Source organism: Mesorhizobium sp. M0119 (genome assembly GCF_040322615.1).
GTDB lineage: Bacteria > Pseudomonadota > Alphaproteobacteria > Rhizobiales > Rhizobiaceae > Mesorhizobium.
Genome location: NZ_JAMYTU010000015.1, coordinates 1 through 24332 on the forward strand (window position 1 = coordinate 1; position 24332 = coordinate 24332).

The window sequence follows — 24332 nt, forward strand, 5'->3', positions numbered from 1 at the left end:
CCCCCCCCCCCCCCCCCCCCCCCCCCCCGCCCCCGCCCCCCCCCCCCGCCGGCCGCCCCGCGCCGGCCCCCCCCCCCCACCGCCGACGACCAGGGTCAGTGCCCCGGCAGCGCGGTCAGGCAAAGCTGTCGCGCAGGCTGGTCGCCGTGCCGGTGAAGCGGCCGCGCACCACGCCGACGACCGCGCCGAGCACCAGCCAGAACACCAGATTGGTCAGCGTCACCGCCACCACGAACTGGTGGTGCAGGCCTTCCGGGATCGCCGTCTCGAAACTGTCGGGCTGCGGCGCGCCAACGATATGCGGCGCGACGATCAACGCCACCGCAAGGACCGCCAGCGGCAGCGATCTGCGGAAGGCGATAAGGCCGAGACCGGCCGCGGTCGCCATCACCGTTGCCCACCACCAGATCTGGCGTTGGACAAGGTCGGCCGCCGGCATCGCCGGCAGTTCCGGCGGCAGGCCGAGGCCCGGCGCCAGCGTGAACGCGGCAAAGCCAGCCAGCCCCCAGAACAGGCCCTGGCGCCAATTGCCGATGCCGCCGGCGAACTCCGAAACCGCAACCAGGACCAGTGCGAAGCCGATGCCGGTGACGATATTGGCAACGACGCTGAAGCCGAAGCGCTCGAAGCCGTCGGCCGGTGCCCAGCTTTCCTCTTCCGCCGGAGCCATTGCTTCAGCCGGTGCCGGCGCGACGCTGCTCATAGCCGTTGTGCCTGCGGCATTTTCGGCCGGTGCCGCAGGTGCCGCGGCATGGTCATGGCCGCCGCCGGCCTGTTCGTAGACTTCGGCCTTCAGGATGAGCGGCACCGTGGCATAGGCCTGCATGCAGGCGAGAGCGACGCCGGCCACAAGCCCTGCGATCGCCGCGATGAACACGACGTTGCGAAACAGTGTCATGATGTCAGCCCCTTGTCAGTGGCAGGGAAAGCCCATCGAGTGGCGATAGTCGTGCGCGGCATTGTGGACCGCATCGATATGCGAGAAGCCGACAAAGCCCATGACGAAAATGCCGAGGAATGCAGCAAGCGCCAGCTGCATGAAACGCGACTGCGAGGAGACGGAAGCGCCGAGCGAGACGGAAGCGGTATTCATGTCTTGTCCTTTCGCCCTCCACCCGAGGGCATAGAAGTCAGTTTCCTGTCGCCGGCAGGTCTCCTGGCTCGCGGATCAGCGCCCTTCCCCACCTTCCCGAAGGCGAACCTTCAGTGGCATATGGAGAGGACTACCGCACACAGTTGCGGGGGCAGCCACGGCATTGGGCAAACAATTTCGCCCGCACCGCATTCCCTCTTGGTTCCAAACGGAACCGACGACATCAGCGACTATAGGCAGAATCGCCGCGCCCGGCAAACCAAATTCCGCCGGATCGTGTGGCGAATGCGCCGCCTCGCCAAGCTGCCCGGCCGGCGCCGCGATTGACAATTTTCGCAGCCGGGTGTCGGCTGGCGGATGGGGAGGAAGCCGGCATGCAACCCAGCTCGAATGAGCGCGGTCCCTACAACGGCCTGACGCGGGCCGAGCCGACGCTGCCGTCATCAGCCTATTGGGACATCGCAGCCTACCAGCGCGATCTCGAGGCCATCTGGTATCGCAACTGGCTGCTGGTCTGCCGCGAGGCCGACCTTGCCCAGCCGCTGGCTTTCAGGACGTTCCGCATAGGCACGCAGGAGATCGTCGTGCTGCGCGACGAGACCGGCGAATTGCGCGCCTTCCACAACACCTGCCGGCATCGTGGCTCGCAGCTTTGCCAGCAGAGCGAAGGACGACTGAAGGCGCGGCTCATCACCTGCCCCTACCACGCCTGGTCCTATTCGCTGCGCGGCGATCTGGTGCGCGTGCCGTCGAAATCGCTGCCGGACGGTTTCGACAAGGCCGATCATCCGCTCTACCGGGTCGCGCTCTCGGTGTGGCGCGGTTTCGTCTTCGTCAACCTCGCCGAGGATGTTACCGGCTCGGCTGAAACATCCTTCGATCCGGCATCCGGCGACCTCGCCAACTGGCCGCTGGAAACGCTGCTGAGCGGCCATGTGCTGCGCAAGGTGATGAACTGCAACTGGAAGATCTTTTGGGAAAACTTCAACGAGTGCCTGCACTGCCCCGGCGTCCACAAGGACCTGTCGCGGCTGGTGCCGATCTATGGCCGCGGCCTGATGGGCCGGCACGACGATCCCGAATGGGCGCGCCACGCCGACAATGACGCGCCGGAATTTTCCGGCGGCTTGCGTGCCGGGGCCGAAACCTGGTCGCGCGACGGACGCGTCCACGGCTCGGTCTTTTCCGGCCTGACGCCGGCCGAACGTACCGCCGGGCAGACCTACGCCACCAGCCTGCCGTCGATGTTCGTCGTCGGCCATGTCGACTATGTCAGGACCGTGCGGCTGGTACCACTTGGGCCGGAGCAGACCGAACTCACCGCCGAATGGCTTTTTTCGCCCGAAGCGCTCGCCGATCCGGCGGCGGATATCGACAACATCATCGCCTTCGGTACCCAGGTGCTGGAGGAGGATGCTGATATCTGCGAGGTCAACCAGATGGGCCTGCGCTCGATGCGCCACAAGGCCGGCGTGCTGATGCCCGAGGAATATGACTTGCACCGCTTCCACAACTGGGTGCGCGAGCGGCATGCCGCACTTCAAAGCGATTTGGGCAGATAGCGCCAGGTGACGAAGCCGCAGACTGCCGCCAGCAGGCCGAGTGTCGCGAAAACCGCGCCCAGGCCGAAGAACGCCAGCACCACCGAATAGACCAGCGGCGGCGTCAGCTCGGAAAAGTCGAGATAGGTGCGGTAGACCGCCGCCATCTGCGCCCGCTCATACGAGCGCACCGAGCGCATGAAGGCGGTCGAGCCCAGCGCATCGAGCGCGATGGTGAAGAAGGCACCGCAAAGCAACAAGGCGCCGGTGACGAGCGGTGCGGCCTCGCCGACGGCGCCGGCCGCCAGCAGCGTCGCCGACATGGCGAAATAGGCGAACGTCATGGTGCGCCGGCCGCCGAAACGCCGTCCCGCCCTGCCCCAGAAGATGGCCATGAACAAAAGCGCATTGCCGGCCGAAACCAAGAGGCCGCCGGCCAGCTTGCCCTCGCCGGTGATCACCATGAACAACGGCCCATAGACGAAGAACGTCGTCCAGAAGCAGGAGCGGCCGAAGGCGATCAGCCAGGCGAGCCTCAGCCTTGGCTGCGAGACGAAGCGGCCGATATTGGCCAGCGGATTGACCGGCCGCGTCTTGCCGGGGCGGATCGACGGATTGTCGCCAAGCCGGTAAGTCCAGAACAGCGCCAGCAAGGCCATGGCGAAGACGGCCACCGCGCCATGCGCGGCATAGATGCCGAAACGCGTGTAGAGGAAAATGCCGAGCGTCGGCCCGGCGGTCCAGGCAAGCATCGACCACGCCATGCGCAGCGACTCGGCCTGCATGAAATCGGTCTTGCGGATATGGTCCATGATGTAGAGATTAAGCGTGATCGCCAGCGCGCCGGCGCCGACGACGCGGCAGAGCATGCCGACCACTTGGCCGGCCAGCGTATGGGTGACGAAGAACAGCGAACCGGCGGCCAGCAGGCAGGCGCCGGCGGTATAGACCCAGCGCCGGGCAAAGCGGGCGATCAGCATCGGCATGAACAGCGTCGCCGACAGGCCGAGCATCGCCACGATCGTGTAGAGGATCGAAACGATCTGCTCGTTGTGCAGGATCTCGTAGGCCTGGATCGGGATGACGCTGGACACGGTGGCGCGCGCGAAGGATTCGACCGCATAAAGCGAGGCGAAAGTGCGGGCATCCGCCGGCCGCAAGGCCGCAAGCCAGATCGGATGGCGCACATGGGTAGCCATTGCTTTCCCCGAAGCCGAATCGCCCGAAGCAGGGTTTGGAGCACAAATCTGCCGCGGCGATTCCTGGCCGGGTAACAGGAAACCGACGCCTTCACGGCAAAAAGCGAAGCCGGCCAAAGGCTTTCCGGCTCTGGCCTAAAGCAGCTCTGATGCCAACCGGCACCAACACGACGCAAGGCCCGCTTCTTTTGTCGGGAGCAACCGTGATAGTCGTTCTGCCGGGGCTGAACCAAGACAGCGAGACCAATGAGCATCGCCACGCCGACCACCGCCGTTCAGGATCAACCGAAGTCGAAGCGCATCGCCGCCATCGACATCGCACGCGGCATCGCTTTGCTTGCCATGGCGAGCTATCATTTCACCTGGGACCTCGAATTCTTCGGCTACACCGATCCCGGCCTCACCGCTTTCGGCTGGTGGAAAATCTACGCGCGCTGCATCGCCTCGAGCTTCCTGTTCCTGGTCGGCGTCAGCCTCTATCTCGCCCATGGCAAGAAAATCCGCTGGACCGGCTTCTGGAAGCGCTTCGCCATGGTTGCCGGGGCAGCGCTCGCAATATCGCTGGTCACCCGCATCGCCACGCCCGACGGCTTCATCTTCTTCGGCATATTGCACGAGATCGCGCTCGCCAGCCTGCTCGGCCTGGCGTTCCTGCGCCTGCCGGCGCTGCTGACGCTGCTTGTCGCCGTATTCGTTGTCGCTGCGCCCTTCTACCTGCGATCCGAAACTTTCGATCAGCCGGTTTTGTGGTGGGTCGGCCTGTCGGCGACCAATCCGCGCTCCAATGACTACGTTCCGCTGCTGCCGTGGTTCGGCGCCGTGCTTGCCGGCATCGCGGTTACCAAGCTCGCCTCCACCTCCGGCGCGCTGACGCGGCTGTCGGCCTTGGCGCCTGGCCGCTGGGCAAATCCGCTGGTCTTCATCGGCCGGCACAGCCTGGCCTTCTATCTGATCCATCAGCCGGTGCTGATCGGCTCGGTCTGGCTGTTTTCGCAATTCATGCCGGCGCAGGCCGAAACCAGGGAGGTGAGTTTTCTGAAATCCTGCCAGATATCCTGCGAGCAGGCACGCGACACCGGGTTCTGCTCCAGCTATTGTGCCTGCATGCTGGACACTCTCCAGGGCGAAGCCTCGCTTGACCGACTCTACAGCAACGACCAGTCCCCGGAGTGGAAGGCGCATATTGGCGAGCTCGCCGGCACCTGCACCGCCCAAACCGAGGCGGCGGAACCGGGAACGCGCTAATCGAGGGAGGACAACAATGAGCGACACTCACCCGAAACCCGTGCAGCAAAATCCTGGGCAGCCGAAGCTTGGACACATCCCATGGCCGCCGTTGATCTATATCGCCGCCATCATCGTCAGCGTCGCGCTAGGGCTGTTCTATCCGCTGCCGTGGATCGGCGATCTTCTCGGCGACATCCTGTTCGCCGCCGGCCTTGTGGGGTTGGTGGCGGTCGCCGCGCTCTGGTTCACGGCAATCCGCACCATGATCCGCACCAAGACGACGCTCAACCCGAACGGCGTGCCGGACCATCTGGTGACCACCGGCCCCTTCGCCGTCAGCCGCAACCCGATCTACCTCGCTAACACGCTGCTGCTGGTCAGCCTCGCCTTTGTCTCTGGGATCGCCTGGTTCCTGCCGCTGGCGGTCATCGCGGCGTTCCTGACGCAGAAGCTGACGATCGAGAGCGAGGAGAAGGTGCTGACGGCCAAATTCGGCAAAAAGTACAGGGACTACGCCAAAAGGGTGCGGCGCTGGATTTGAGCCGAGGCTGACACCGCGCTTATGTGGTGACGCCGAGTTCCACCAGCCGCTCGACGCAGGATTCCTCTGCCTGGTCGAGCTCGGCCAGCGTCTCTTCGAGGTCGCGGCGTTTCTGGCGCAAATCCTCGCGCTTTTCCTCGATGCGCTTGATCATCAATTTGAGCTGGCCGACCTCGCCGGGCGGCTCCCTGTACATCTGGATGATTTCGCGGATCTCATTGATCGAGAAGCCGAGCCTCTTGCCGCGCATGATCTGGCGGATGAGATGCCGGTCCGACGGACGGAACAGCCGGGTGCGGCCGCGCCTTACCGGCTGCACCAGCCCTTCGTCCTCGTAGAAGCGCAACGTCCGCGTCGACACGTCGAATTCGCGGGTCAGCTCCGTGATCGAATAATATTCCCGCATCGTCACTCCAATGCCCCGGCCACGCCGCGAGTTCCAACTGGCCGGCGCCGCTAACGTCCAGGCACGTACCAGAATCGGCGGACAAGGCACCTTCCAAGCCTCGCACGGCATTTACGTAAAAGTCAATTGAGGCGCCATTCAGCGCACGCCGAACCACCATGTGGCAAGCCCGAGAAAGGCAAAGAAACCGACGACATCGGTGACCGTGGTGACGAAAACCGCCGAAGCCACAGCCGGGTCGATCTTGAAGCGGTCGAGCAGCAGTGGGATCAGGATGCCCGCCAGAGCCGCCACGAACATGTTGATGATCATCGCAGCCGCGATGATGCCGCCGAGATTGCGATCGTGGAACCAGGCAGCCGCGACGATGCCGATCAGAACGGCGAAGATGATGCCGTTGATGAAGCCCACCCCGATTTCGCGGCGGATGATGCGGCCGGCATTGTAGATGTCGAGGTCCCTCGTCGCCAGCGCCCGCACCGTGACGGTCATGGTCTGCGAGCCGGCATTGCCGCCCATGCCGGCGACGATCGGCATCAGCACCGCCAGCGCCACGATATGCTCGATGGTGCGGTCGAACAGGCCGATCACCGAGGCCGCGAGGAAAGCCGTCAACAGGTTGACCAGCAGCCACGGCACGCGCGAGCGCGAGGTCGAAAAGATGCTGTCCGAGAGTTCTTCATCGCCGACGCCGCCCATGCGCAGCAGATCTTCCTCGGCCTCCTGCTGGATGACGTCGACGACGTCGTCGATGGTCAGCACGCCGACCAGCCGCTCGTTCTCGTCGACGACGGCGGCGGACAGAAGATCGTATTGCTCGAATTCGCGCGCCGCCTCTTCCTGGTCCATGGTGGCCGGGATGGCATGCCTGGTCTCATGCATGACCTCTTCGACCTTGACCGAACGCTTGGTGCGCAGGATCTGGTCGAGGTCGATGGCGCCGAGCAGCTTGAAGCTCGGATCGATGACGAAGATCTGGCTGAAGCGGTCGGGAAGATTGTTGTCCTCGCGCATGTAGTCGATGGTTTGGCCGATCGTCCAGAAGGGCGGCACCGCGACGAACTCCGTCTGCATGCGGCGGCCGGCGGTCTCTTCGGGATAATCGAGCGAGCGCCGCAGCCTGATCCGCTCGGTGAACGGCAATTGCGACAGGATCTCGTCCTGGTCCTCCTGGTCGAGATCCTCGAGAATGTAGACGGCGTCGTCGGAATCGAGATCCTGCACCGCCTCGGCGATCTGCGCATTGGGCAGATTGTCGACGATGTCGCGTCGGATCGCCTCGTCGACCTCGGTCAGGGCGGAAAAATCGAAATCCTTGCCCAGCAATTCGACCAGGGCGCGGCGCTGTTCCGGGTGCAGGGCCTCGAGCAGGTGGCCGAGTTCCGACTGGTGCAGATCGTCGACTTCACGCTTCAGCGTCAGCGTATCGCGATCGGCGATCGCTGCACCGATCTGGGCGAGAAACGACGACAGGATGACGCCGTCCTCGTCATAGATGTCGGCGCGGCGCTCCTCGGCGGCCCTGGCGCCGGTCATGTATTCGTCCTGGCCTTCCACCAGCGCCTCCCGCCATCGGATTTCCGGATAAGGTGCCTGTCAGGTCTAGACCATGATCCTGAAAAGTGGAAACCGGTTTTCCGAAAAGATCTTGGTCGAACACAAAGATGGAGCGGCGGCACGATTTGGCTTGAGAATCGGCCTCTCCGTGCGCAACGGACGGATATCAGACCTTGCGAGCTGCCGGTTGCCCAAGATTGATAATTCAAGATTGATAATTAGATAATTCTAATTTAGTATTTCTATAATTACCGCTAATAAATGGAGGGTGTTTATGGCGAAGTATCTGTTTACCAGCCTTGCGTTGGTTTGTTCGGGAATACTTTTGAGCCCGATTACCGCCGAGGCAAAGGCCTTCAAATCTTTTCAGGGCAAGGAATGCAAGCCTGACTACAAACGGCTTTGCCCAATGACACCGATCGGCAAATGCGACCTTCAGAGCATGATCGAGCAGTTGTCACCCGCCTGCAAGGCTTTCGTCGAGAAGCACCGGTAATCCAGCTCTGGTACCGCCGCTGACCAACCGCCGGGTAGTCCGCGACAACGCTAGGTGTGGTGTGCCCGCCGTTCCGGTTGGGGCATCATTCGCCCAACAACATTAGTGGCCGGACAGAGCGGCACATGCTGCACCGGGAATGAGGCGAGGCCGACAGTGCGACGGCCTCGCTGGTATGGACTGGGAGGCTTCCCGATCAGGCGGCGTGGCGCTGGGCCTCAGCCGCATAGCGGTCCAGGAGCCCGCTCCAGCCACCCTCGGATTCGAAGGCCTGGCGCGCTGCCTCTGCGGTCTTGCCCATGTTCTCCAGAAGCCTGTGCTCGAGTTCCACACGCGTCGCGTTCTCGCCGAGTGCGACAAAGCGGATCTCGACTTCGGTCAGCAATGCCGGATCGTAGCGCCAATCGGCTCCAATGCGCCAGGCGAGCGTCAGCCTGGACGGCGGATCCCAGGCGAGAACCTCGCCCCAATCGCATTGTGACCCGTCCTCGCCGATCTCGTACCAGCGGCCGCCGGCTTTGGGTTCGATCACCGCAGTCGTCAGGGCGGATTTGCCGATCGAGTGCGAAGCAGGCCACCACCGTCCGAACCCTGTCGTGAACACATCGAATGCCTTGTCGAGCGGCACCTCCACCGTCACCGACTTCCTGACCGGCGCGGGCTTGATCATGGTCGTCATTTCCTCTTCTCCTTGCTGTCGTCGACTTCCCGTTTGAAGGCGTCGAGCGCATCGCCCCACATGCGGTCGAGCCAGGCGCGCATCTCGCCGAGCCCATGCGGGTCGAGATGATAGATGTTGCTGGCACCTTTCGGCTCTGCGCGGACCAGCCGGGCCTCCTTCAAAACCTTGAGGTGCTGCGATACGGCCGGCTGCGAGACCGGAAGCACTCGCGTCAGATCGATGACCGAGCGTGGCCGATCGGCGATGAGCTCGAACACCTTGCGGCGCGTCGGATCGGCCAAGGCCACCATTCCTGCATAATCATAAACCATGACTTATGATAAGTTACAACTTATGATATGTCAACTGAGGGAGCGGTGGACCGGTGTTTAAACACCCGGCCGGTTCGGCCCCGAGGTTCCGGCGCGTTCCTTCACACCGGGCATGGACAGCAATGCGGATGCAAGATTGCTCAGGGAAACAATCCACCGCGTGCGGGCCGGCAGGCAAATGTCGATCACCGGGGAAAAAGTAAACCTGGCGGCAACGTTTTTACCTTATCGGTGTATGTGTCTCTCCGGCGAAACGTTAAGAACGGGTAAATTGGTTTGGCCCTAACCACGGAAGCCTCTCGCTACAGGCCCTCCGCCATATGGCAATTGCGCCTCTCCCTGTTCATGGCGATATACGTTTTAGGCGCATCTGCACTATATCCAGAACTATTCTATACATCAGCCTTAATCTATTCTCACAAGTTCCTTATTGGCATTCCGGTGTTGTTTATCGGCGGTGTCTGTTGTGCCGCGCTACTCCATGGCCGGCGGCAACCAGTTCGCTACGCCCTGGATTTGGTTCAAGGGCGCTGGCGCGCTTGTCTGCTGGTGCTGCTGTTCTTCTTCGCCAGCTTGACCGCGTTCTCTACCTACAAGATCGCCATCCCGTCCGTCGTCCCATACTATGCCGACAACTGGTTGGCCGACGCTGATGAATGGCTGCACGGGATGCCGCCATGGGCGATCGTCCATAAGCTCGACAGCAACAGTTGGTCGCTCGTCGTCTTCAACAGCTATGAAGTCATTTGGTTTTACCAGTGGTTCGGCACCATCCTTTTCGTGTCGCTCTGGTCGGACGAGATTGCCCGCATCCGCTATCTCTGTGCAGCAGCGCTGACGTTGTGCGTCCTCGGAACGGTCTTGGCCCTGGCGTTGGCATCGGTCGGGCCGGTTTACTACCACCACTTTATTGGCGTGGATCGCTTCCACGGATTGAATGCGGCCTTGGACAGACTGGACCATAGTTACATGGTGCGGGAACCCGCGGCATATCTCCTGATGGCTTACCAGAGCGGCCGGCCAAGTCTTGGGGGCGGCATCTCGGCCATGCCAAGCATGCATGTCGCCTTTGCCGCATTGAACGCCTATTTGCTTTCCTCAATCAATCTCTGGCTTGGCGTTCTGGGTTGGACGTTCGCAGCCCTGATCCTGTACGGATCGGTGTACACTGGCTGGCACTATGCGGTGGACGGCTACGCATCGATCGTCGTTGTATCTGTGATCTGGTGGGCGACCGGACGCCTGGTGCGCGAATAATTATGTGCGCTTGTCGGTAGATGGCCATGCCCGCCGATGGCCTCTTCGCATCGGCCAAACTCGCGACCGCAATCAGGCAAAAGCCTCGTGCCCTGACAAGGACGCTCCCTGCCGTGCTCGAACTCAATGGGTTGGAGGTTCCGCTTTCGAATTTGATTGGTGCGGTCGAGAAGACTCGAACTTCCACGGGTTGCCCCACAGCGACCTCAACGCTGCGCGTCTACCAATTCCGCCACGACCGCACGTGGTAGGAGCCGGAACCAACCGGCCCGCGGCGTGTAGCAAATCGTTTCCGGTGAAACAAGTGCGCGGCCAGCAATAATCGGCCGGACATCGGCATAACTCGTCAAGGGGCCGAGCGTGCCCGGAACTGGACGTTTGTACCAATTGCCGCCATATGGGTGGCGAGACGAGATATCATGACAGAACGCAGCCAGATCGCCACGTCGTTCCTGCCCTTGCCCGGCTCGGCGCCGGTCGAATGGCGCATCGAGCCCGGGCTCACCGGCTATCCCGATGCGCTCGCCGTGATGGAGGCGCGCGCCGAGGCAATCCGCAGTGGTGCTGCCGGCGAGATGGTCTGGCTGGTCGAGCACCCGCCGCTCTACACCGCCGGCACCAGCGCCCGCATCGAGGACCTGATCGAGCCGGACCGTTTCCCGGTCTTTGCCGCCGGGCGCGGCGGCGAATACACCTATCATGGGCCGGGCCAGCGCGTCGCCTATGTGATGCTCGACCTGAAGCGGCGGCGCGAGGATGTCCGCGCCTTCGTCGCGGCACTCGAACAATGGATCATCGTCACGCTGGCCGCCTTCAACGTACGCGGCGAACGCCGCGAGGACCGCGTCGGCGTGTGGGTGGTGCGGCCGGATCGCCCCACTTTGCCCGACGGCTCGGCGGCCGAGGACAAGATCGCCGCCATCGGTATCAGGCTGAGGCGCTGGGTGAGCTTTCACGGCATCGCCATCAATGTCGAGCCGGACCTCAGCCATTTCAGCGGCATCGTGCCGTGCGGCGTCCAGGATCACGGCGTCACCAGCCTTGTCGACCTCGGCCTTCCCGTGACCATGGCCGACCTCGACCTGGCGCTGAAATCCGCTTTCGAGGACGTGTTCGGGCCCGCCGCGGTGTCGCCCGTCGAAGCCGCCCGCAGGGCCGGCTGAAACTACCAGCCCAATGCCTGCAGCAATATGCGAAGGCGGCCCTCGCTCATCAGCATCGAGCCCATCCTTGAGCCCAATCCTCACATCGCGCCGATCCAGATCGCCATGGAAATGAGGAACGTGCTCATGCACACCAGCGAGACGACATCCTGAACAAGATCGGTCATAACTCTCTCCTGTTGTTAGTATGTTCGTATTTTGTTCTAATTTTGTTCGAATGTCAACGACCGCGGTCCGGGCATCACCGAAATCGCCCGCGGTCATTTTCGGCAGGGTTAAGAAAGGGTTGAGAGGGAGATTGCCGATCCGTTCGGGCCGAGAGCGCGCACGAAAAATAGCGGAACGGCTTCTGCCAGTTCGCGGGCCGTCACTACCTGACTACCGACGCACCTAAAGCGGCACGACCTTGCCGTCGGCCAGCGTCACGCGGCGGTCCATGCGCGAGGCGAGCTCATGATTGTGGGTGGCGATCAGCGCCGCCAGGCCCGATTGCCGGACCAGCGCTGCCAGCGCCTCGAACACATAGGAAGCGGTCACCGGGTCGAGATTGCCGGTCGGCTCGTCGGCCAAAAGCACCAGCGGCGCATTGGCGACGGCACGCGCAATGGCGACGCGCTGCTGCTCGCCGCCGGAGAGCTCGGAAGGGCGATGCTGCGCCCGCTTGCCGATCTGCATATAGTCGAGCAATTGCGCCGCCCGCTCGGCCGCCTCCTTGCGCGGCAGCCCTTTTATCAGCTGCGGCATCATGATGTTTTCCAACGCCGAGAATTCCGGCAGCAAATGATGGAACTGATAGACGAAGCCGACGTCGTTGCGGCGGATCGCCGTGCGCTCGTCGTCGGAAAGCCGGCCGCAGGCGCGCCCCGCCAGGATCACGTCGCCGGCGTCCGGCCGCTCCAGCAGCCCGGCCGTATGGAGCAGCGTCGACTTGCCGGTGCCCGACGGCGCCACCAACGCCACCATCTCACCACGCTTCAGCGAAAAATCGGCGCCGTTCAGGATGGTCAGCTTGCGCGGCCCCTGCACATAGTGCCGCTCGACGCTCTTCAGCTCGATAATGGCCTCGGCCATCATTCGTACCTCAGCGCTTCGACCGGATCGAGCCTGGCCGCGCGCCACGCCGGAAACAGGGTCGCCAGGAACGATAGCGCCAGCGCCATGAGAACGACCGAGATCGTCTCGCTGACATCCATCCGGGCCGGCAGCTGGCTGAGGAAATAAAGCTCGGGATTGAACAGCCGCTCGTCGGCCAGCCAGGAGAAGAACTGGCGGATGCGCTCGACGTTGAGGCAGATCACGACGCCGAGCAGCACGCCGGCGATGGTGCCGACAACGCCGATCGCAGCCCCCGTCATCAGGAAGATGCGCAGGATCGCGCTGCGCGTCGCTCCCATGGTGCGCAGGATGGCGATGTCGTGGCCCTTGTCCTTGACCAGCATGATCAGCCCCGAAATGATGTTGAGGGCCGCCACCAGCACGATCAGCGTCAGGATCATGAACATGACGTTGCGCTCGACCTGCAGCGCGTCGAAGAACGTCTTGTTGCGTTGCCGCCAATCGACAAGGCTTATCGGCCGCTGCGCCGCCTCTTCGACCTTCGGCTTCAGCGCGTCGATATTGTCGGGATTGTCGGCGTAGATCTCGATCGTCTGCGCCCTGCCGTCCATGTTGAAATAAAGCTGCGCTTCCGAAAACGGCATGTAGACGATGGAGCTGTCATATTCCGACATGCCGACTTCGAAGATCGCGGTGACCGGATAGCCTTTCATGCGCGGCGTCGTGCCGAGCGGCGTGACGTCGCCCTCGGGCGAGATCAGCGTGATGGTATCGCCGAGCACAAGGCCGAGATTCTCGGCCATGCGACTGCCGATGGCGACGCCCTCGCCGGTGTCGAAGCCGACGATCGAGCCCTCCTTGATGTTGTTGGCGACGATTGTGATCTTGCCGAGATCCTCGCCACGTATGCCGCGCACCAGCGCGCCGGTGCCGCCGCCGACATTGCCTTGCGCCAGCACCTGTCCGTCGATCAGCGGAATGGCGTATTTGACGCCGGGCACGCCGTTGATGCGGCCGGCGAGCTGAGCATAGTCCTCCAGCGGCATGTCGAGCGGCTGCACGATCAGGTGCCCGTTGACGCCGAGGATGCGCGTCAGCAGTTCGGCGCGAAAGCCGTTCATGACGGCCATCACGACGATCAGCGTGGCGACGCCCAGCATGATGCCGAGGAAGGAGATCGAGGCGATTACCGAGATTACCGTCTCCTTGCGGCGCGAGCGGAGATAGCGCCACGCCACCATGCGCTCGAAGCTGGAAAAGGGTCCTGCCCCCGAAGGTTTGGCTGCTGCCGCTTCGTTCATGCGGCGGCACCGAAACGCTTTTTCACGTCGCCGATCGGCAGCGTCTCGCGCTCGCCGGTCCTGCGGTTCTTGATCTCGACCTCACCGGCGGCGACGCCGCGCGGCCCGACGATTACCTGCCACGGGAGCCCGATCAGGTCGGCGGTAGCGAACTTGCCCCCCGGCCGCTGGTCGGTGTCATCGTAGAGCACCTCCTTGCCGGCGGCGGCAAAGGCGGCATGCAGCTCGCCGCAGACGCGGTCGCATTCGGCATCGCCAGCCTTCATGTTGATCAGGCCGATGTCGAACGGCGCCACCGCTTCCGGCCAGATGATGCCGTTATCGTCATGGCTGGCCTCGATGATCGCCGCGACCAGCCGCGACGGGCCGATGCCGTAGGAACCGCCAGAGACGAAATGATCCTTGCCGTCCGGCCCGGTCACCTTGGCGCCCATCGGCTTGGAATATTTGTCGCCGAAATGGAAGATATGGCCGACCTCGATGCCACGCGCCGAGACCTTGTCGCCTTCGGAGAGCTTTTCCCATGCCTCTTCGTCATGCATTTCGTCGGTGGCGGCATAGGGCGTCGTCCATGTCTTGACGATCTCGGCGATCTCGGCGTCATTCGAAAAGTCGGTATTCGCCCCCGGTACATCAAGCGAGAGATAGTCGCGATGGCAAAACACCTGGCTCTCGCCGGTGTCGGCCAGGATGATGAACTCATGGCTGAGGTCGCCGCCGATCGGCCCGGTGTCGGCGCGCATCGGGATCGCCTGCAGCCCCATGCGCGTAAACGTCCTGAGATAGGACACGAACATGCGGTTATAAGCGGCCTTGGCGCCTTCATAATCGAGGTCGAAGGAATAGGCGTCCTTCATCAGGAATTCGCGCGAACGCATGACGCCGAAGCGCGGGCGCACCTCGTCGCGAAACTTCCACTGGATATGGTAGAGGTTGAGCGGCAGGTCCTTGTAGGACTTGACGTAGGAGCGGAAGATCTCGGTGACCATCTCCTCGTTGGTCGGGCCGTAGAGCATGTCGCGATCTTGCCGGTCCTTGATGCGCAGCATCTCCTTGCCGTAGTCTTCGTAGCGGCCGCTTTCGCGCCAGAGCTCGGCCGATTGGATGGTCGGCATCAGGATTTCGAGCGCGCCGGCGCGATTCTGCTCCTCGCGAATGATCCGGCAGACCTTGTCCAGTACCCGCTTGCCGAGCGGCAGCCAGGAGAAGCTGCCTTGCCCCTGCTGGCGGATCATGCCGGCGCGCAACATCAGCCGATGCGAGACGATCTCGGCCTCGCGCGGATTTTCTTTGAGGATGGGCAGGAAATAGCGCGACAAACGCATGAACTGGTCCGTGAGAGAGGATGGCGGCGCCGGAATCGGCGCAGCGCAGGCTTGCTTGCCTCGGCTTCATAGCCATTTCATGGCGGAATGGAAACCCGGCCCAGGCGCTGCACAGGCGCCGCAATTGCCGCACACGGCTTGCTGGGCGTTTCGCAAGCAACGCCTGCCGTACTATTGTGCACTGCAGCACGAGATTGCCTGTTTCCGGGCAAAATTCTTCGTGACATTTTCACCTGGCTTAGGCTAGTGTGCCCCCATAACCGAGAGGGTAGAGAAAAATCTGCTCTCCTACGCGGTCAAAGTCTTGGGAGGATGCGATCTAGGCGCGGTAACTCGCTGCCGCCGGACACCGGAAACAGATCGGACGCGTTTAAATTGCAAGGCCTCGCGCCTTGCATTTTTTTTGTGCAATCACTTGGTTAGCACGACAGATTACCAAACTACATGACGTTGCGTCAGCCCAAACCGCCCCGACCTTTACTTTGGGTTGACCTTGCTGGCTCAGCTTGATTTCAGCGCGTCGGCTAGGCTGGGATAGCCGGACACGGTAGGTAGCCGGCTAATGCGCTGGGCTCTGGTTGAAATCCGGCACGATGTGCGGGATGTCGTCGATACCGAGGCCAAGCCCTCTCGTGATGCCATAGAAGATACCCATGAGCACCAGCGTGGCGATTGTCGTGCGCAGCGCCGCGCGCAGCATATGCGGCCCGCGCGGTGCGCTCGGAACCGTGCCAAGCGTCACGTCCTGGTCCTCGTCCTGCGTCCGCATGCTGAACGGCAGGACGGCGAACAACACCACCCACCATGTAGCGAAGAACAGGGCGACAAACGAAACCCAGCTCATGCTTGCTCCAGTTCGACCAGCGTGCCGAAGAAATCCTTGGGGTGCAGAAACAATACCGGCTTGCCATGTGCGCCGGTCTTCGGATTGCCGTCGCCCAGCAAACGCGCGCCGCTGGCCTTGAGACGGTCGCGCGCCGCAACAATGTCGTCCACCTCATAGCAGACATGGTGCATGCCGCCGGACGGATTCTTCTCGAGGAATCCCGCGATCGGCGAGCCTTCGCCGAGCGGCTCCAGCAACTCTATCCTGGTGTTGCCGACATCGACGAACACCACCGTAACGCCATGCTCCGGCAGCGCTTGCGGCGCGGTCACGCGGGCGCCAAGCGTATCGCGATAGACCGCCGCAGCCGCAGCCAGATCCGGCACGGCAAGCGCGACATGGTTCAGGCGTCCGAGCATTGACTGCGTCCTTAGGGCAGTAAGGCAATAGGGCAGTATGGGAGTAGGGAAAAATACTTCCTCCCCCTACTGCCGTACTGCCCTACTCCCCTATTCCCTTACCTTGTGACGAACACCGTCACCAGCGGCTTCTTGCCCCAGGCTTCGTTGGCCGCGCCGCGCACCGCGCGCCGCACCGCCTCCTGGACCAGGTCGAGGTCTTTTCGGCGCTGGCGGGGGATGGAGTCCACGGCGCCGATTGCCGCATCGATCATCAGGTCTTCCAGGCTCTCGCCGCCGCCGTCGGCCTCGGCGACGCCGATGGCGACGAGATCCGGATCACCGGCAAGCTCGTATTTGTCGTCGAGCACGACATTGACGGCGACATGGCCGGCGAAGGACAGCTTGCGGCGGTCGCGAATGCCCATCGCCTGGTCGCTGCCGATCAGCCTTCCGTCTTTGTAGATGCGGCCGAACGGCACCTGGTCGATGATGGCGGCGGCACCCGGATACAGCCTGAGCATGTCGCCGTCGCGCACCTGCGCCACCTGGCCGATGCCGGACGTCGACATCAGCGAGCCCTGCGCCACCAGATGCGCCGCTTCGCCATGCACGGGAACGCCGATCTGCGGCCGCACCCATTCATACATCTTGCGCAATTCGCTGCGGCGTGGATGGCCGGAGACATGCACCAGCGCATCGCCGTCCTCGATGATCTTGATGCCGAGATCGATCAGGCGGTTCTTGATTTCGAGGATCGCCTTCTCGTTGCCCGGAATGGTGCGCGAGGAAAACACCACCGTGTCGCCGGCCGTCAGCGCCACCGACTTCATCTCGTCGCGCGACAGCTTGGCCAGTGCGGCAAGCGGCTCGCCCTGGCTGCCGGTACAGATGATGACGAGGTTTTCGCGCGGGATGAAGCCGTAATCCTCCTCGGCGATGAATTCCGGCAAGCCGTCCATATAACCGAGTTCATCAGCCACATCGATGACGCGCTTCATCGAGCGGCCAAGCACCAGGCACTGGCGGCCGGCATCCCGCGCCGCCCTGGCGATGGAGACGATGCGCCCGACATTGGAGGAGAAGCTGGTGACGGCGACACGGCCCTTGGCGTTCTGGATGACGCTCTTGAGGCCTTCGCCCACCGCCACTTCGGACGGCGATTCCCCTTCCCGCATCGCATTGGTGGAATCGCAGATCAGCGCCAGCACGCCCTTGTCGCCATAGGCGCGGAAGCGCGCCTCGTCGGTCATCGGCCCGACCGTCGGCGCCGGATCGATCTTCCAGTCGCCGGTATGGATGACGACGCCGGCCGGCGTCGTGATCGCCAGCGACATCGGTTCGGGAATGGAGTGCGCGACGGGGATGGCCTCGATCTCGAACGGGCCGACGGTGAATTTCTCGCCGGCCCGGTAGATCGTCACCGGGATCTTCGGCGCCCCTTGCTCGCCCTGCCGCTTGGCTTCCAGCAGGCCGGCGCTGAACGGCGTCATCCAGACCGGCGCCTTGAGCTTCGGCCAAATGTCGTGCAACGCCCCGTAGTGGTCCTCATGCGCATGGGTAATGACGATGCCGCGCAGATTGGCGACATTCTCCTCGATGAAACGCGTGTCGGGCAGTACCAGGTCGACGCCGGGCAGGGTTGCATCGGGAAAAGTGACGCCGACATCGACGATGATCCATTCGCGCCCATTGGCCGGCCCATAGCCGTAGAGGGCGAAGTTCATGCCGATCTCGCCGACGCCGCCGAGCGGCACGAAGACAAGTTCGGCGTTTTCCGCTATCGCCATGGTCTTTCCTTCCTTGCCGGTCAAAATTGCGGGCCGGTCAAATTCAAGCTGGTCAAATGCTGGCCAGTCAAACGTATTGGCCAGTCAACCGCCAGCCGAGGCAACCGCGCCGAAATGCACGTCGCCGGCAGCGATCGTCAGAACCGAACCTTGATCGTCGCGGATCACGAAACGGCAGTCCTCGTCAATGGTCTCGAAGGTGCCGCGCACCACATTACCGTCAATTCTGACAGCAACATGCCCGCCAAGCCCCGCCGCACGCGCCAGCCACCGCCGCCTGACGGCGGCAAGCCCGCGCCCTTCGTTCCACAGCCGCACGTTCTCGCTCCAGGCGTCCGACAGCGCCAGAAACAGGGTCTCGGCATCGCAAGCAGACCCCAGCGCGTTGAGCGACGTCGCTGGATAGGGCAAATCCTTGGGATAAGCCACCACATTGACGCCGATGCCGACAGCCACCGCCGAACGGCCGCCATCCAGCATCGCCGATTCCAGCAGGATGCCGGCGAGCTTGGCGCCCGAGGCAAGCACATCGTTCGGCCATTTCAGCTCGAAACGGTTCTTGCCTTGGCTCGCACCATCGAGGCCGATCGCGATCCTGCCCTTCGGCACGACGGCGTCGAGCGCGTCGGCCAGCGCCAGTCCGGCAACGAAGCCGAGCGTCGCGGCAAGTCGAAGCTCGGTGTTGGTGATCACTAGCAGCGTCGCGGCCAGATTGCCCTCGGGCGTCGCCCAGGCGCGGCCACGGCGGCCACGCCCAGCTTCCTGTTTTTTTGAAACGACCCACAATTTGCCGGGATCGCCTGCCCGCGCGTGCTCCAGCGCCAGCGCATTGGTGGAGCCGACCGTATCGTGCGCCTCGAGCCGGAACCCTTCCGAAGCCGCGGTTGGAGCCAGCCTGAACGTCATTCCGTTAGAAGAAGGTCTTGGCCGCGGCTGCCGCGTAGGTTCCGATCGGGCCGCCAATCAGCACGTAGAACAGCACGAAGGCGCCGCAGACGCCGAGCACGACGCGCAGTTCGGTCGCCATCGGCACGAAGCCGCCGACCGGTTCGTCGAACCACATGATTTTGATGATGCGCAGATAATAATAGGCGCCCACCACAGAGGCCAGCACGCCGATGATCGCCAGCGCGTAGAGGTTGGCGTTGATGGCGGCGAGGAACACGTACCATTTCCCCCAGAAGCCGGCGAGCGGTGGAATGCCGGCCAGCGAGAACATCAGGATGGTGAGGATCGTCGCCATGATCGGATTGGTCGCCGACAGGCCGGCGAGATCGCTGATCTGCTCGACATTGCCCTCCTTGCGCCGCATGGCGAGGATGAAGGCGAAGGTGCCGAGCGTCATCACCAGGTAGATCAGCATGTAGATGGCGACGCCGCGCACGCCGTCCTGGCTGTTGGCGGCAAGGCCGACCAGCGCATAACCCATATGGCCGATGGAGGAATACGCCATCAGCCGCTTGATGTTGGTCTGGCCGATCGCCGCGAAGGCGCCGAGCGCCATCGAGGCGATCGAGATGAAGACGATGATCTGCTGCCAGTCGGCGGCGATCGGCTTGAAGGCGCCCATGGTGACGCGCACCATCAGCGCCATCGCCGCCATCTTCGGTGCCGCCGCCAGAAAAGCCGTCACCGGCGTCGGCGCACCTTCATAGACGTCGGGCGTCCACATATGGAACGGCACCGCCGAGATCTTGAAGGCAAGGCCGGCCAACACAAAGACCAGGCCGAAGACGAGGCCAAGCTGGCGCTCGCCGCCGCTCAGCGCCGCGGCGATCTCCTGGAAGCCGGTGTTGCCGGTGTAGCCGTAGACCAGCGAGATGCCGTAAAGCAGCATGCCCGACGACAGCGCGCCAAGGACGAAATACTTCAGCCCGGCCTCGGTCGAGCGCAGATTGTCCCGGTTGATCGCCGCCAGCACGTAGATCGCCAGCGACTGCAGCTCGAGGCCGAGATAGAGCCCGATCATGCCGTTGGCCGAGATCATCAGCATCATGCCGAGCGTGCAGAGCAGGATCAGCACCGGATATTCGAACTTGTCGAAACGCTCCGCCTGGGCAAAGCGGACCGACATGACCAGCGTCACCGCCGAGCCGATCAGCGCCAAAACCTTCATGAAGCGGGCGAACGGATCTTGGATGAAGGCTTCGCCATAGGCGTTGCCCTGTCCCGGCGAAAAGATCAGCCAGGCGCCGGCGACCACCAACACGGCGACGGCAAGGCCGCTCACCGTGACAGTGGTGTTGGCGCGCGAATAGGCGCCGAGCATCAACAGCGCCAAGGCGCCGATGGCGAGGATCAGCTCTGGCGTCGAGAGCGACAGGCTGGAGAGAAGGTCCGGCGTCATGGTTCGCAAAACCCCCAGTCAGTTCGCCGCCGCGGTCTGCGCGGCGCCGATGGATGCGGTGACATTGGTAACGAGCGCCTTGACCGATTCGGCCGTGGCGTCGAAGATCGGCGCCGGATAGACACCGAAGAAGATGACCAGCGCGACCAGCGGATAGATGATCACCTTCTCGCGCGTCGACAGGTCGAGCAGGCCTTTCAGGCTTTCCTTGGTCAGTGCGCCGAAGATCACCTTGCGGTAGAGCCAGAGCGCGTAGGCCGCCGACAGGATGACGCCTGTGGCAGCGAAGAACGCCACCCAGGTGTTGACCCGGAACACGCCGAGCATGGTCAGGAACTCGCCGACAAAGCCGCTGGTGCCGGGCAGGCCGACATTGGCCATGGTGAAGATCATGAACACGGTTGCATATTTCGGCATGTTGTTGACCAACCCGCCATAGGCGTCGATGTCACGCGTGTGCATGCGGTCGTAGACGACGCCGACGCAGAGGAACAGCGCGCCCGAGACCAGGCCGTGCGAAAGCATCTGGAAGATCGAACCCTGGACGCCTTCCTGGTTCATCGCGAAGATGCCCATGGTAACGAAGCCCATGTGAGCGACCGACGAATAGGCGATCAGCTTCTTCATGTCCTCCTGCATCAGCGCCACGAGCGAGGTGTAGATGATGGCGACGCCGGAGAGCGTGAAGATCAGCGGCGCGAACATTTCGGATGCAATCGGAAACATCGGCAGCGAAAAACGCAGGAAGCCGTACCCGCCCATCTTGAGCAGGATGGCGGCCAGGATCACCGAGCCGGCCGTCGGCGCTTCGACATGCGCGTCCGGCAGCCAGGTGTGCACCGGCCACATCGGCATCTTCACCGCAAAGGACGCGAAGAAGGCAAGCCATAGCCAGGTCTGCATATTGGCCGGGAAGTTGTGGGTCAGAAGCGTCGGGATATCGGTGGTGCCGGACTGGAAGAACATCGCCATGATGGCGAGCAGCATCAGCACCGAGCCGGCCAGGGTGTAGAGGAAGAACTTGAACGAGGCATAGACGCGCCGCTTGCCGCCCCAAACGCCGATGATGATGAACATCGGGATCAGCCCGGCTTCGAAGAAGACGTAGAACAAGACGATGTCGAGCGCGCAGAACACCCCGATCATCAGCGTCTCGAGCAGCAGGAAGGCAATCATGTAAGCCTTGACGCGCTTCTCGATCGATTCCCACGAGGCGAGAATGCAGAGCGGCATCAGGAAGGTGGTCAGGATGACGAACAGCATGGAGATGCCGTCGACGCCCATATGGTAGGAGATGCCGGAATCCAGCCAGGCAAACTTCTCGACGAACTGGAAGCCAGGCTGCGAATTGTCGAAGCCGGTCCAGATAAACAACGAAATCACAAACGTGAACGCAGTCGTGAACAGCGCGATGGCGCGGATGTTGCGGCGCGCGTTCTCGCTGTCGTCGCGCACGAAAAGGATGAGCAGCACACCAACCAGCGGCAGGAAGGTGACCAGCGATAGGATCGGCCAGGCGGTCATCAGAGCATCATCCAGGTGACGAGTGCGGCAACGCCGATCAGCATGGCGAAGGCATAGTGATAGAGATAGCCGGTCTGCAGCTTGACGACCCGGTTGGTGACGTCGACGACACGCGCCGAAATGCCGTCCGGCCCGAGCCCGTCGATCACGGTGCCGTCGCCGGTCTTCCACAGGAAGCTGCCGAGGCGCTTTGCCGGCCGCACGAACAGGAATTCGTAGAGCTCGTCGAAATACCATTTGTTGAGCAGGAAGGCGTAGAGCAGGCGATGGTTGGCGGCGACGCTCCGAGGCATTTCCGGCGCGCGAATATAGAACTGCCAGGCAATCGCAAAGCCGATCAGCATGGCGATGAACGGCGACAGCTCGACCCACAACGGCACTTCGTGGATTTCGTGCAGGATGTGGTTGTCCGGCAACGTGAACAGCGACGCCTTCCAGAATTCGGCATAGCCGTCGCCGATGAAGGCGCCGTGGAAGATCACGCCGGCGAACAGCGCGCCCGCCGCCAGGATGAACAGCGGCACCAGCATGACCGGCGGCGATTCATGGACATGGTGCATGACCTCGTGGCTGGCCCGCGGCTCGCCGTGGAAGGTCATGAAGATCAGCCGCCAGGAGTAGAAGGAGGTGAAGCAGGCGGCAATGACCAGCAATATGAAGGCAAACGCGGCGACCGCATTGTGGCTGGCAAAAGCGGCCTCGATGATGGCGTCCTTCGAAAAGTAGCCGGCCGTGCCGATGATCGTTACCGGGATGCCGACACCGGTCAGGGCCAGTGTGCCGATCACCATCATCCAGTAGGTCGTCGGGATGAGCGTCCTGAGGCCGCCCATCTTGCGCATGTCCTGCTCGTCGGAGACGGCGTGGATGACCGAGCCCGAGCCGAGGAACAGCAGCGCCTTGAAGAAGGCGTGGGTGAACAGATGGAAAATCGCCGCGCCATAGGCGCCGACGCCGAGCGCCACGAACATATAGCCGAGCTGCGAACAGGTCGAATAGGCGATGACGCGCTTGATGTCGTTCTGGACGAGACCGACCGTCGCCGCGAAGAAGGCGGTGAAGGCGCCGATGAAGGTGACCACCGTCAGTGCCGAATGCGACAGCTCGAACAGCGGCGACAGCCGCGCCAGCATGAACACGCCTGCCGTCACCATGGTGGCGGCATGGATCAGTGCCGAGACCGGCGTCGGGCCTTCCATGGCATCCGGCAGCCAGGTGTGCAACGGCACCTGCGCCGACTTGCCCATGGCGCCCATGAACAGGAGCAGGCAGACGACCGTCATCGCGGCCTGCTTATCGAGCGCATAGCCGAGGAAGGTCAGCACGGCCGCACCTTGCGGCCCACCTTCGGCCGGAATGAACGTTGCCGCATTGGCGAAGATGGTGCCGAGATTGACCGAGCCGAACAGCACGAACACGCCGAATATGCCGAGCGCAAAGCCGAAATCGCCGACGCGGTTGACGATGAAGGCCTTGATCGCAGCCGCATTGGCCGACGGCTTCTTGTACCAGAAGCCGATCAGCAGATACGAGGCAAGGCCGACGCCTTCCCAGCCGAAGAACATCTGCACGAGGTTGTCGGCCGTCACCAGCATCAGCATGGCGAAGGTGAACAGCGACAGATAGGCAAAGAAGCGCGGCCGGTCCGGGTCGTGATGCATGTAGCCGATCGAGTAGATATGGACCAGCGCCGACACCGTGTTGACCACGACCAGCATCACTACGGTCAATGTGTCGATCCGCAGCGCCCAAGACGCTTCGAGGCCGCCAGACTGGATCCAGCGCATCACCGGCACGGTGAACACCTCGCCGCCGCCGAAGCCGACGGAGAACAAGGCGACCCACGACAGCACAGCCGCGATCACCAGGAAGCCGGAGGTGATGTATTCGGAAGCCTTGGCGCCGAGCGAGGTGCCGAACAGGCCGACGATCAGGAAGCCGAGCAGCGGAAGGAAGACGATGGCCTGATACATGGTGGTTCCGTCAACCCTTCATCATGTTCACGTCTTCGACCGCGATCGAGCCGCGGTTGCGGAAGAAGACGACGAGAATGGCAAGGCCGATCGCCGCTTCGGCCGCCGCGACCGTCAGCACGAACAGTGCGAACACCTGGCCGACGAGATCGCCGAGCGCCGCCGAGAAGGCGACGAAATTGATGTTGACCGCAAGCAGGATCAGCTCGATCGACATCAGGATGACGATGACGTTCCTGCGGTTCAGGAAGATGCCGAACACGCCGAGCGTGAACAGGATCGCCGATACGGTCAGGTAGTGCGCGATGCCGACGACCAT

Annotated in this window: 24 protein-coding genes, 1 tRNA gene and 1 riboswitch; of the genes, 6 read left to right on the forward strand and 19 right to left on the reverse strand. The window is 62.9% G+C overall.

Annotated features, from left to right (window positions below; all coding sequences use genetic code 11):
• Positions 1-115: 115 nt before the first annotated feature.
• Together NKJ40_RS16045 and NKJ40_RS16050 are read right to left on the reverse strand one after the other, a co-directional pair.
• Positions 116-898 carry a CbtA family protein gene (locus tag NKJ40_RS16045; protein ID WP_352466844.1) on the reverse strand — a complete coding sequence of 261 codons (783 nt, stop codon included), beginning with the start codon at positions 896-898 and terminating at the stop codon, positions 116-118.
• A gap of 15 nt (positions 899-913) precedes the next feature.
• Positions 914-1093 (reverse strand): CbtB domain-containing protein, encoded by a 180-nt coding sequence (locus NKJ40_RS16050; protein WP_023720718.1) that lies wholly within the window; start codon positions 1091-1093, stop codon positions 914-916.
• Between the two features lie 36 nt (positions 1094-1129).
• Positions 1130-1327, reverse strand: a riboswitch (cobalamin riboswitch).
• Between the two features lie 140 nt (positions 1328-1467).
• Here NKJ40_RS16050 and NKJ40_RS16055 point away from each other — a divergent pair.
• Positions 1468-2655: an aromatic ring-hydroxylating oxygenase subunit alpha gene (locus tag NKJ40_RS16055; RefSeq protein WP_352466845.1), complete on the forward strand. Its 1188-nt coding sequence runs from the start codon at positions 1468-1470 to the stop codon at positions 2653-2655.
• Here the strand turns inward: NKJ40_RS16055 and NKJ40_RS16060 are convergent.
• Positions 2634-3833, reverse strand: a complete 1200-nt coding sequence (locus NKJ40_RS16060; RefSeq protein ID WP_352466846.1) for an MFS transporter — start codon at positions 3831-3833, stop codon at positions 2634-2636. The genes NKJ40_RS16055 and NKJ40_RS16060 overlap by 22 nt on opposite strands.
• A 246-nt stretch (positions 3834-4079) precedes the next feature.
• Here NKJ40_RS16060 and NKJ40_RS16065 point away from each other — a divergent pair, with 246 nt between their 5' ends.
• Positions 4080-5078: a heparan-alpha-glucosaminide N-acetyltransferase gene (locus NKJ40_RS16065; protein WP_352466847.1), complete on the forward strand. Its 999-nt coding sequence runs from the start codon at positions 4080-4082 to the stop codon at positions 5076-5078.
• Positions 5079-5094: 16 nt separating this feature from the next.
• Positions 5095-5601, forward strand: a complete 507-nt coding sequence (locus NKJ40_RS16070; protein ID WP_352466848.1) for a methyltransferase family protein — start codon at positions 5095-5097, stop codon at positions 5599-5601.
• 19 nt (positions 5602-5620) lie between these two features.
• Here NKJ40_RS16070 and NKJ40_RS16075 read toward each other — a convergent pair whose 3' ends face one another.
• Complete coding sequence (locus NKJ40_RS16075; protein ID WP_023676566.1) at positions 5621-6007, reverse strand: MerR family transcriptional regulator; 387 nt, start codon at positions 6005-6007, stop codon at positions 5621-5623.
• Positions 6008-6145: 138 nt separating this feature from the next.
• Positions 6146-7543, reverse strand: coding sequence for a magnesium transporter (mgtE, locus tag NKJ40_RS16080; protein ID WP_502903722.1), 1398 nt, complete (start codon positions 7541-7543; stop codon positions 6146-6148).
• Positions 7544-7838: 295 nt separating this feature from the next.
• Between mgtE and NKJ40_RS16085 the strand changes: the two genes are divergently transcribed.
• Complete coding sequence (locus NKJ40_RS16085) at positions 7839-8060, forward strand: hypothetical protein (RefSeq protein WP_352466850.1); 222 nt, start codon at positions 7839-7841, stop codon at positions 8058-8060.
• A gap of 196 nt (positions 8061-8256) precedes the next feature.
• On the opposite strand, the gene NKJ40_RS16090 is transcribed toward NKJ40_RS16085, so the two are convergent.
• Both NKJ40_RS16090 and NKJ40_RS16095 read right to left on the reverse strand, forming a co-directional pair.
• A complete protein-coding gene (locus tag NKJ40_RS16090; RefSeq protein WP_352466851.1) occupies positions 8257-8739 on the reverse strand; it encodes an SRPBCC family protein in 483 nt (160 codons plus the stop codon).
• Positions 8736-9053: an ArsR/SmtB family transcription factor gene (locus NKJ40_RS16095; protein ID WP_352466852.1), complete on the reverse strand. Its 318-nt coding sequence runs from the start codon at positions 9051-9053 to the stop codon at positions 8736-8738. The genes NKJ40_RS16090 and NKJ40_RS16095 overlap by 4 nt, the downstream gene beginning before the upstream one ends.
• A 345-nt stretch (positions 9054-9398) precedes the next feature.
• On the opposite strand from NKJ40_RS16095, the gene NKJ40_RS16100 reads away from it, so the two are divergent.
• Positions 9399-10310, forward strand: coding sequence for a phosphatase PAP2 family protein (locus NKJ40_RS16100; protein WP_352466853.1), 912 nt, complete (start codon positions 9399-9401; stop codon positions 10308-10310).
• 157 nt (positions 10311-10467) lie between these two features.
• On the opposite strand, the gene NKJ40_RS16105 is transcribed toward NKJ40_RS16100, so the two are convergent.
• Positions 10468-10552 (reverse strand) — tRNA-Leu (locus NKJ40_RS16105).
• A gap of 177 nt (positions 10553-10729) precedes the next feature.
• Between NKJ40_RS16105 and lipB the strand changes: the two genes are divergently transcribed.
• A complete protein-coding gene (lipB, locus tag NKJ40_RS16110) occupies positions 10730-11473 on the forward strand; it encodes a lipoyl(octanoyl) transferase LipB (protein ID WP_352466854.1) in 744 nt (247 codons plus the stop codon).
• A gap of 390 nt (positions 11474-11863) precedes the next feature.
• Here lipB and NKJ40_RS16115 read toward each other — a convergent pair whose 3' ends face one another.
• The 11 genes from NKJ40_RS16115 to nuoK form a co-directional block, all read right to left on the reverse strand.
• On the reverse strand, positions 11864-12547 hold the full coding sequence (locus NKJ40_RS16115) for an ABC transporter ATP-binding protein (protein ID WP_254818120.1): 684 nt from the start codon (positions 12545-12547) through the stop codon (positions 11864-11866).
• Entirely contained in the window at positions 12544-13830 is a 1287-nt protein-coding gene (locus NKJ40_RS16120) for a lipoprotein-releasing ABC transporter permease subunit (protein ID WP_352466855.1), read from the reverse strand. The genes NKJ40_RS16115 and NKJ40_RS16120 overlap by 4 nt, the downstream gene beginning before the upstream one ends.
• Positions 13827-15155, reverse strand: coding sequence for a proline--tRNA ligase (gene proS / locus NKJ40_RS16125; protein ID WP_352466856.1), 1329 nt, complete (start codon positions 15153-15155; stop codon positions 13827-13829). Before proS ends, NKJ40_RS16120 begins: the two co-directional genes overlap by 4 nt.
• 559 nt (positions 15156-15714) lie before the next feature.
• Positions 15715-15999 carry a DUF1467 family protein gene (locus tag NKJ40_RS16130; RefSeq protein WP_292663027.1) on the reverse strand — a complete coding sequence of 95 codons (285 nt, stop codon included), beginning with the start codon at positions 15997-15999 and terminating at the stop codon, positions 15715-15717.
• Complete coding sequence (gene mce, locus NKJ40_RS16135; RefSeq protein WP_352466858.1) at positions 15996-16400, reverse strand: methylmalonyl-CoA epimerase; 405 nt, start codon at positions 16398-16400, stop codon at positions 15996-15998. The genes NKJ40_RS16130 and mce overlap by 4 nt, the downstream gene beginning before the upstream one ends.
• A 98-nt stretch (positions 16401-16498) precedes the next feature.
• Positions 16499-18169, reverse strand: a complete 1671-nt coding sequence (locus NKJ40_RS16140; protein WP_352466860.1) for a ribonuclease J — start codon at positions 18167-18169, stop codon at positions 16499-16501.
• 84 nt (positions 18170-18253) lie between these two features.
• A complete protein-coding gene (locus tag NKJ40_RS16145) occupies positions 18254-19075 on the reverse strand; it encodes a biotin--[acetyl-CoA-carboxylase] ligase (RefSeq protein ID WP_352466861.1) in 822 nt (273 codons plus the stop codon).
• A gap of 4 nt (positions 19076-19079) precedes the next feature.
• Positions 19080-20516, reverse strand: coding sequence for an NADH-quinone oxidoreductase subunit NuoN (gene nuoN / locus NKJ40_RS16150; RefSeq protein WP_292663035.1), 1437 nt, complete (start codon positions 20514-20516; stop codon positions 19080-19082).
• Positions 20517-20534: 18 nt separating this feature from the next.
• Entirely contained in the window at positions 20535-22040 is a 1506-nt protein-coding gene (locus tag NKJ40_RS16155; RefSeq protein WP_352466862.1) for an NADH-quinone oxidoreductase subunit M, read from the reverse strand.
• On the reverse strand, positions 22040-24013 hold the full coding sequence (gene nuoL / locus NKJ40_RS16160; protein ID WP_352466863.1) for an NADH-quinone oxidoreductase subunit L: 1974 nt from the start codon (positions 24011-24013) through the stop codon (positions 22040-22042). The genes NKJ40_RS16155 and nuoL overlap by 1 nt, the downstream gene beginning before the upstream one ends.
• A 10-nt stretch (positions 24014-24023) precedes the next feature.
• Positions 24024-24332, reverse strand: a complete 309-nt coding sequence (gene nuoK, locus NKJ40_RS16165; RefSeq protein WP_023676620.1) for an NADH-quinone oxidoreductase subunit NuoK — start codon at positions 24330-24332, stop codon at positions 24024-24026.

What these genes read in the sequence shown, in the direction of transcription:
- NKJ40_RS16075 (WP_023676566.1), bottom strand. Translation starts at nt 6,007, where the DNA reads ATGCGGGAATATTATTCGATCACGGAGCTGACCCGCGAATTCGACGTG.
- NKJ40_RS16120 (WP_352466855.1), bottom strand. Translation starts at nt 13,830, where the DNA reads ATGAACGAAGCGGCAGCAGCCAAACCTTCGGGGGCAGGACCCTTTTCC.
- mgtE (WP_502903722.1), bottom strand. Translation starts at nt 7,543, where the DNA reads ATGACCGGCGCCAGGGCCGCCGAGGAGCGCCGCGCCGACATCTATGAC.
- NKJ40_RS16050 (WP_023720718.1), bottom strand. Translation starts at nt 1,093, where the DNA reads ATGAATACCGCTTCCGTCTCGCTCGGCGCTTCCGTCTCCTCGCAGTCG.
- NKJ40_RS16085 (WP_352466850.1), top strand. Translation starts at nt 7,839, where the DNA reads ATGGCGAAGTATCTGTTTACCAGCCTTGCGTTGGTTTGTTCGGGAATA.
- nuoN (WP_292663035.1), bottom strand. Translation starts at nt 20,516, where the DNA reads ATGACGCCGGACCTTCTCTCCAGCCTGTCGCTCTCGACGCCAGAGCTG.
- NKJ40_RS16045 (WP_352466844.1), bottom strand. Translation starts at nt 898, where the DNA reads ATGACACTGTTTCGCAACGTCGTGTTCATCGCGGCGATCGCAGGGCTT.
- NKJ40_RS16140 (WP_352466860.1), bottom strand. Translation starts at nt 18,169, where the DNA reads ATGGCGATAGCGGAAAACGCCGAACTTGTCTTCGTGCCGCTCGGCGGC.
- nuoL (WP_352466863.1), bottom strand. Translation starts at nt 24,013, where the DNA reads ATGTATCAGGCCATCGTCTTCCTTCCGCTGCTCGGCTTCCTGATCGTC.
- proS (WP_352466856.1), bottom strand. Translation starts at nt 15,155, where the DNA reads ATGCGTTTGTCGCGCTATTTCCTGCCCATCCTCAAAGAAAATCCGCGC.
- NKJ40_RS16095 (WP_352466852.1), bottom strand. Translation starts at nt 9,053, where the DNA reads ATGGTTTATGATTATGCAGGAATGGTGGCCTTGGCCGATCCGACGCGC.
- NKJ40_RS16055 (WP_352466845.1), top strand. Translation starts at nt 1,468, where the DNA reads ATGCAACCCAGCTCGAATGAGCGCGGTCCCTACAACGGCCTGACGCGG.
- NKJ40_RS16070 (WP_352466848.1), top strand. Translation starts at nt 5,095, where the DNA reads ATGAGCGACACTCACCCGAAACCCGTGCAGCAAAATCCTGGGCAGCCG.
- NKJ40_RS16115 (WP_254818120.1), bottom strand. Translation starts at nt 12,547, where the DNA reads ATGATGGCCGAGGCCATTATCGAGCTGAAGAGCGTCGAGCGGCACTAT.
- mce (WP_352466858.1), bottom strand. Translation starts at nt 16,400, where the DNA reads ATGCTCGGACGCCTGAACCATGTCGCGCTTGCCGTGCCGGATCTGGCT.
- NKJ40_RS16155 (WP_352466862.1), bottom strand. Translation starts at nt 22,040, where the DNA reads ATGACCGCCTGGCCGATCCTATCGCTGGTCACCTTCCTGCCGCTGGTT.
- NKJ40_RS16065 (WP_352466847.1), top strand. Translation starts at nt 4,080, where the DNA reads ATGAGCATCGCCACGCCGACCACCGCCGTTCAGGATCAACCGAAGTCG.
- NKJ40_RS16100 (WP_352466853.1), top strand. Translation starts at nt 9,399, where the DNA reads ATGGCGATATACGTTTTAGGCGCATCTGCACTATATCCAGAACTATTC.
- lipB (WP_352466854.1), top strand. Translation starts at nt 10,730, where the DNA reads ATGACAGAACGCAGCCAGATCGCCACGTCGTTCCTGCCCTTGCCCGGC.
- nuoK (WP_023676620.1), bottom strand. Translation starts at nt 24,332, where the DNA reads ATGGTCGTCGGCATCGCGCACTACCTGACCGTATCGGCGATCCTGTTC.
- NKJ40_RS16060 (WP_352466846.1), bottom strand. Translation starts at nt 3,833, where the DNA reads ATGGCTACCCATGTGCGCCATCCGATCTGGCTTGCGGCCTTGCGGCCG.
- NKJ40_RS16145 (WP_352466861.1), bottom strand. Translation starts at nt 19,075, where the DNA reads ATGACGTTCAGGCTGGCTCCAACCGCGGCTTCGGAAGGGTTCCGGCTC.
- NKJ40_RS16130 (WP_292663027.1), bottom strand. Translation starts at nt 15,999, where the DNA reads ATGAGCTGGGTTTCGTTTGTCGCCCTGTTCTTCGCTACATGGTGGGTG.
- NKJ40_RS16090 (WP_352466851.1), bottom strand. Translation starts at nt 8,739, where the DNA reads ATGACGACCATGATCAAGCCCGCGCCGGTCAGGAAGTCGGTGACGGTG.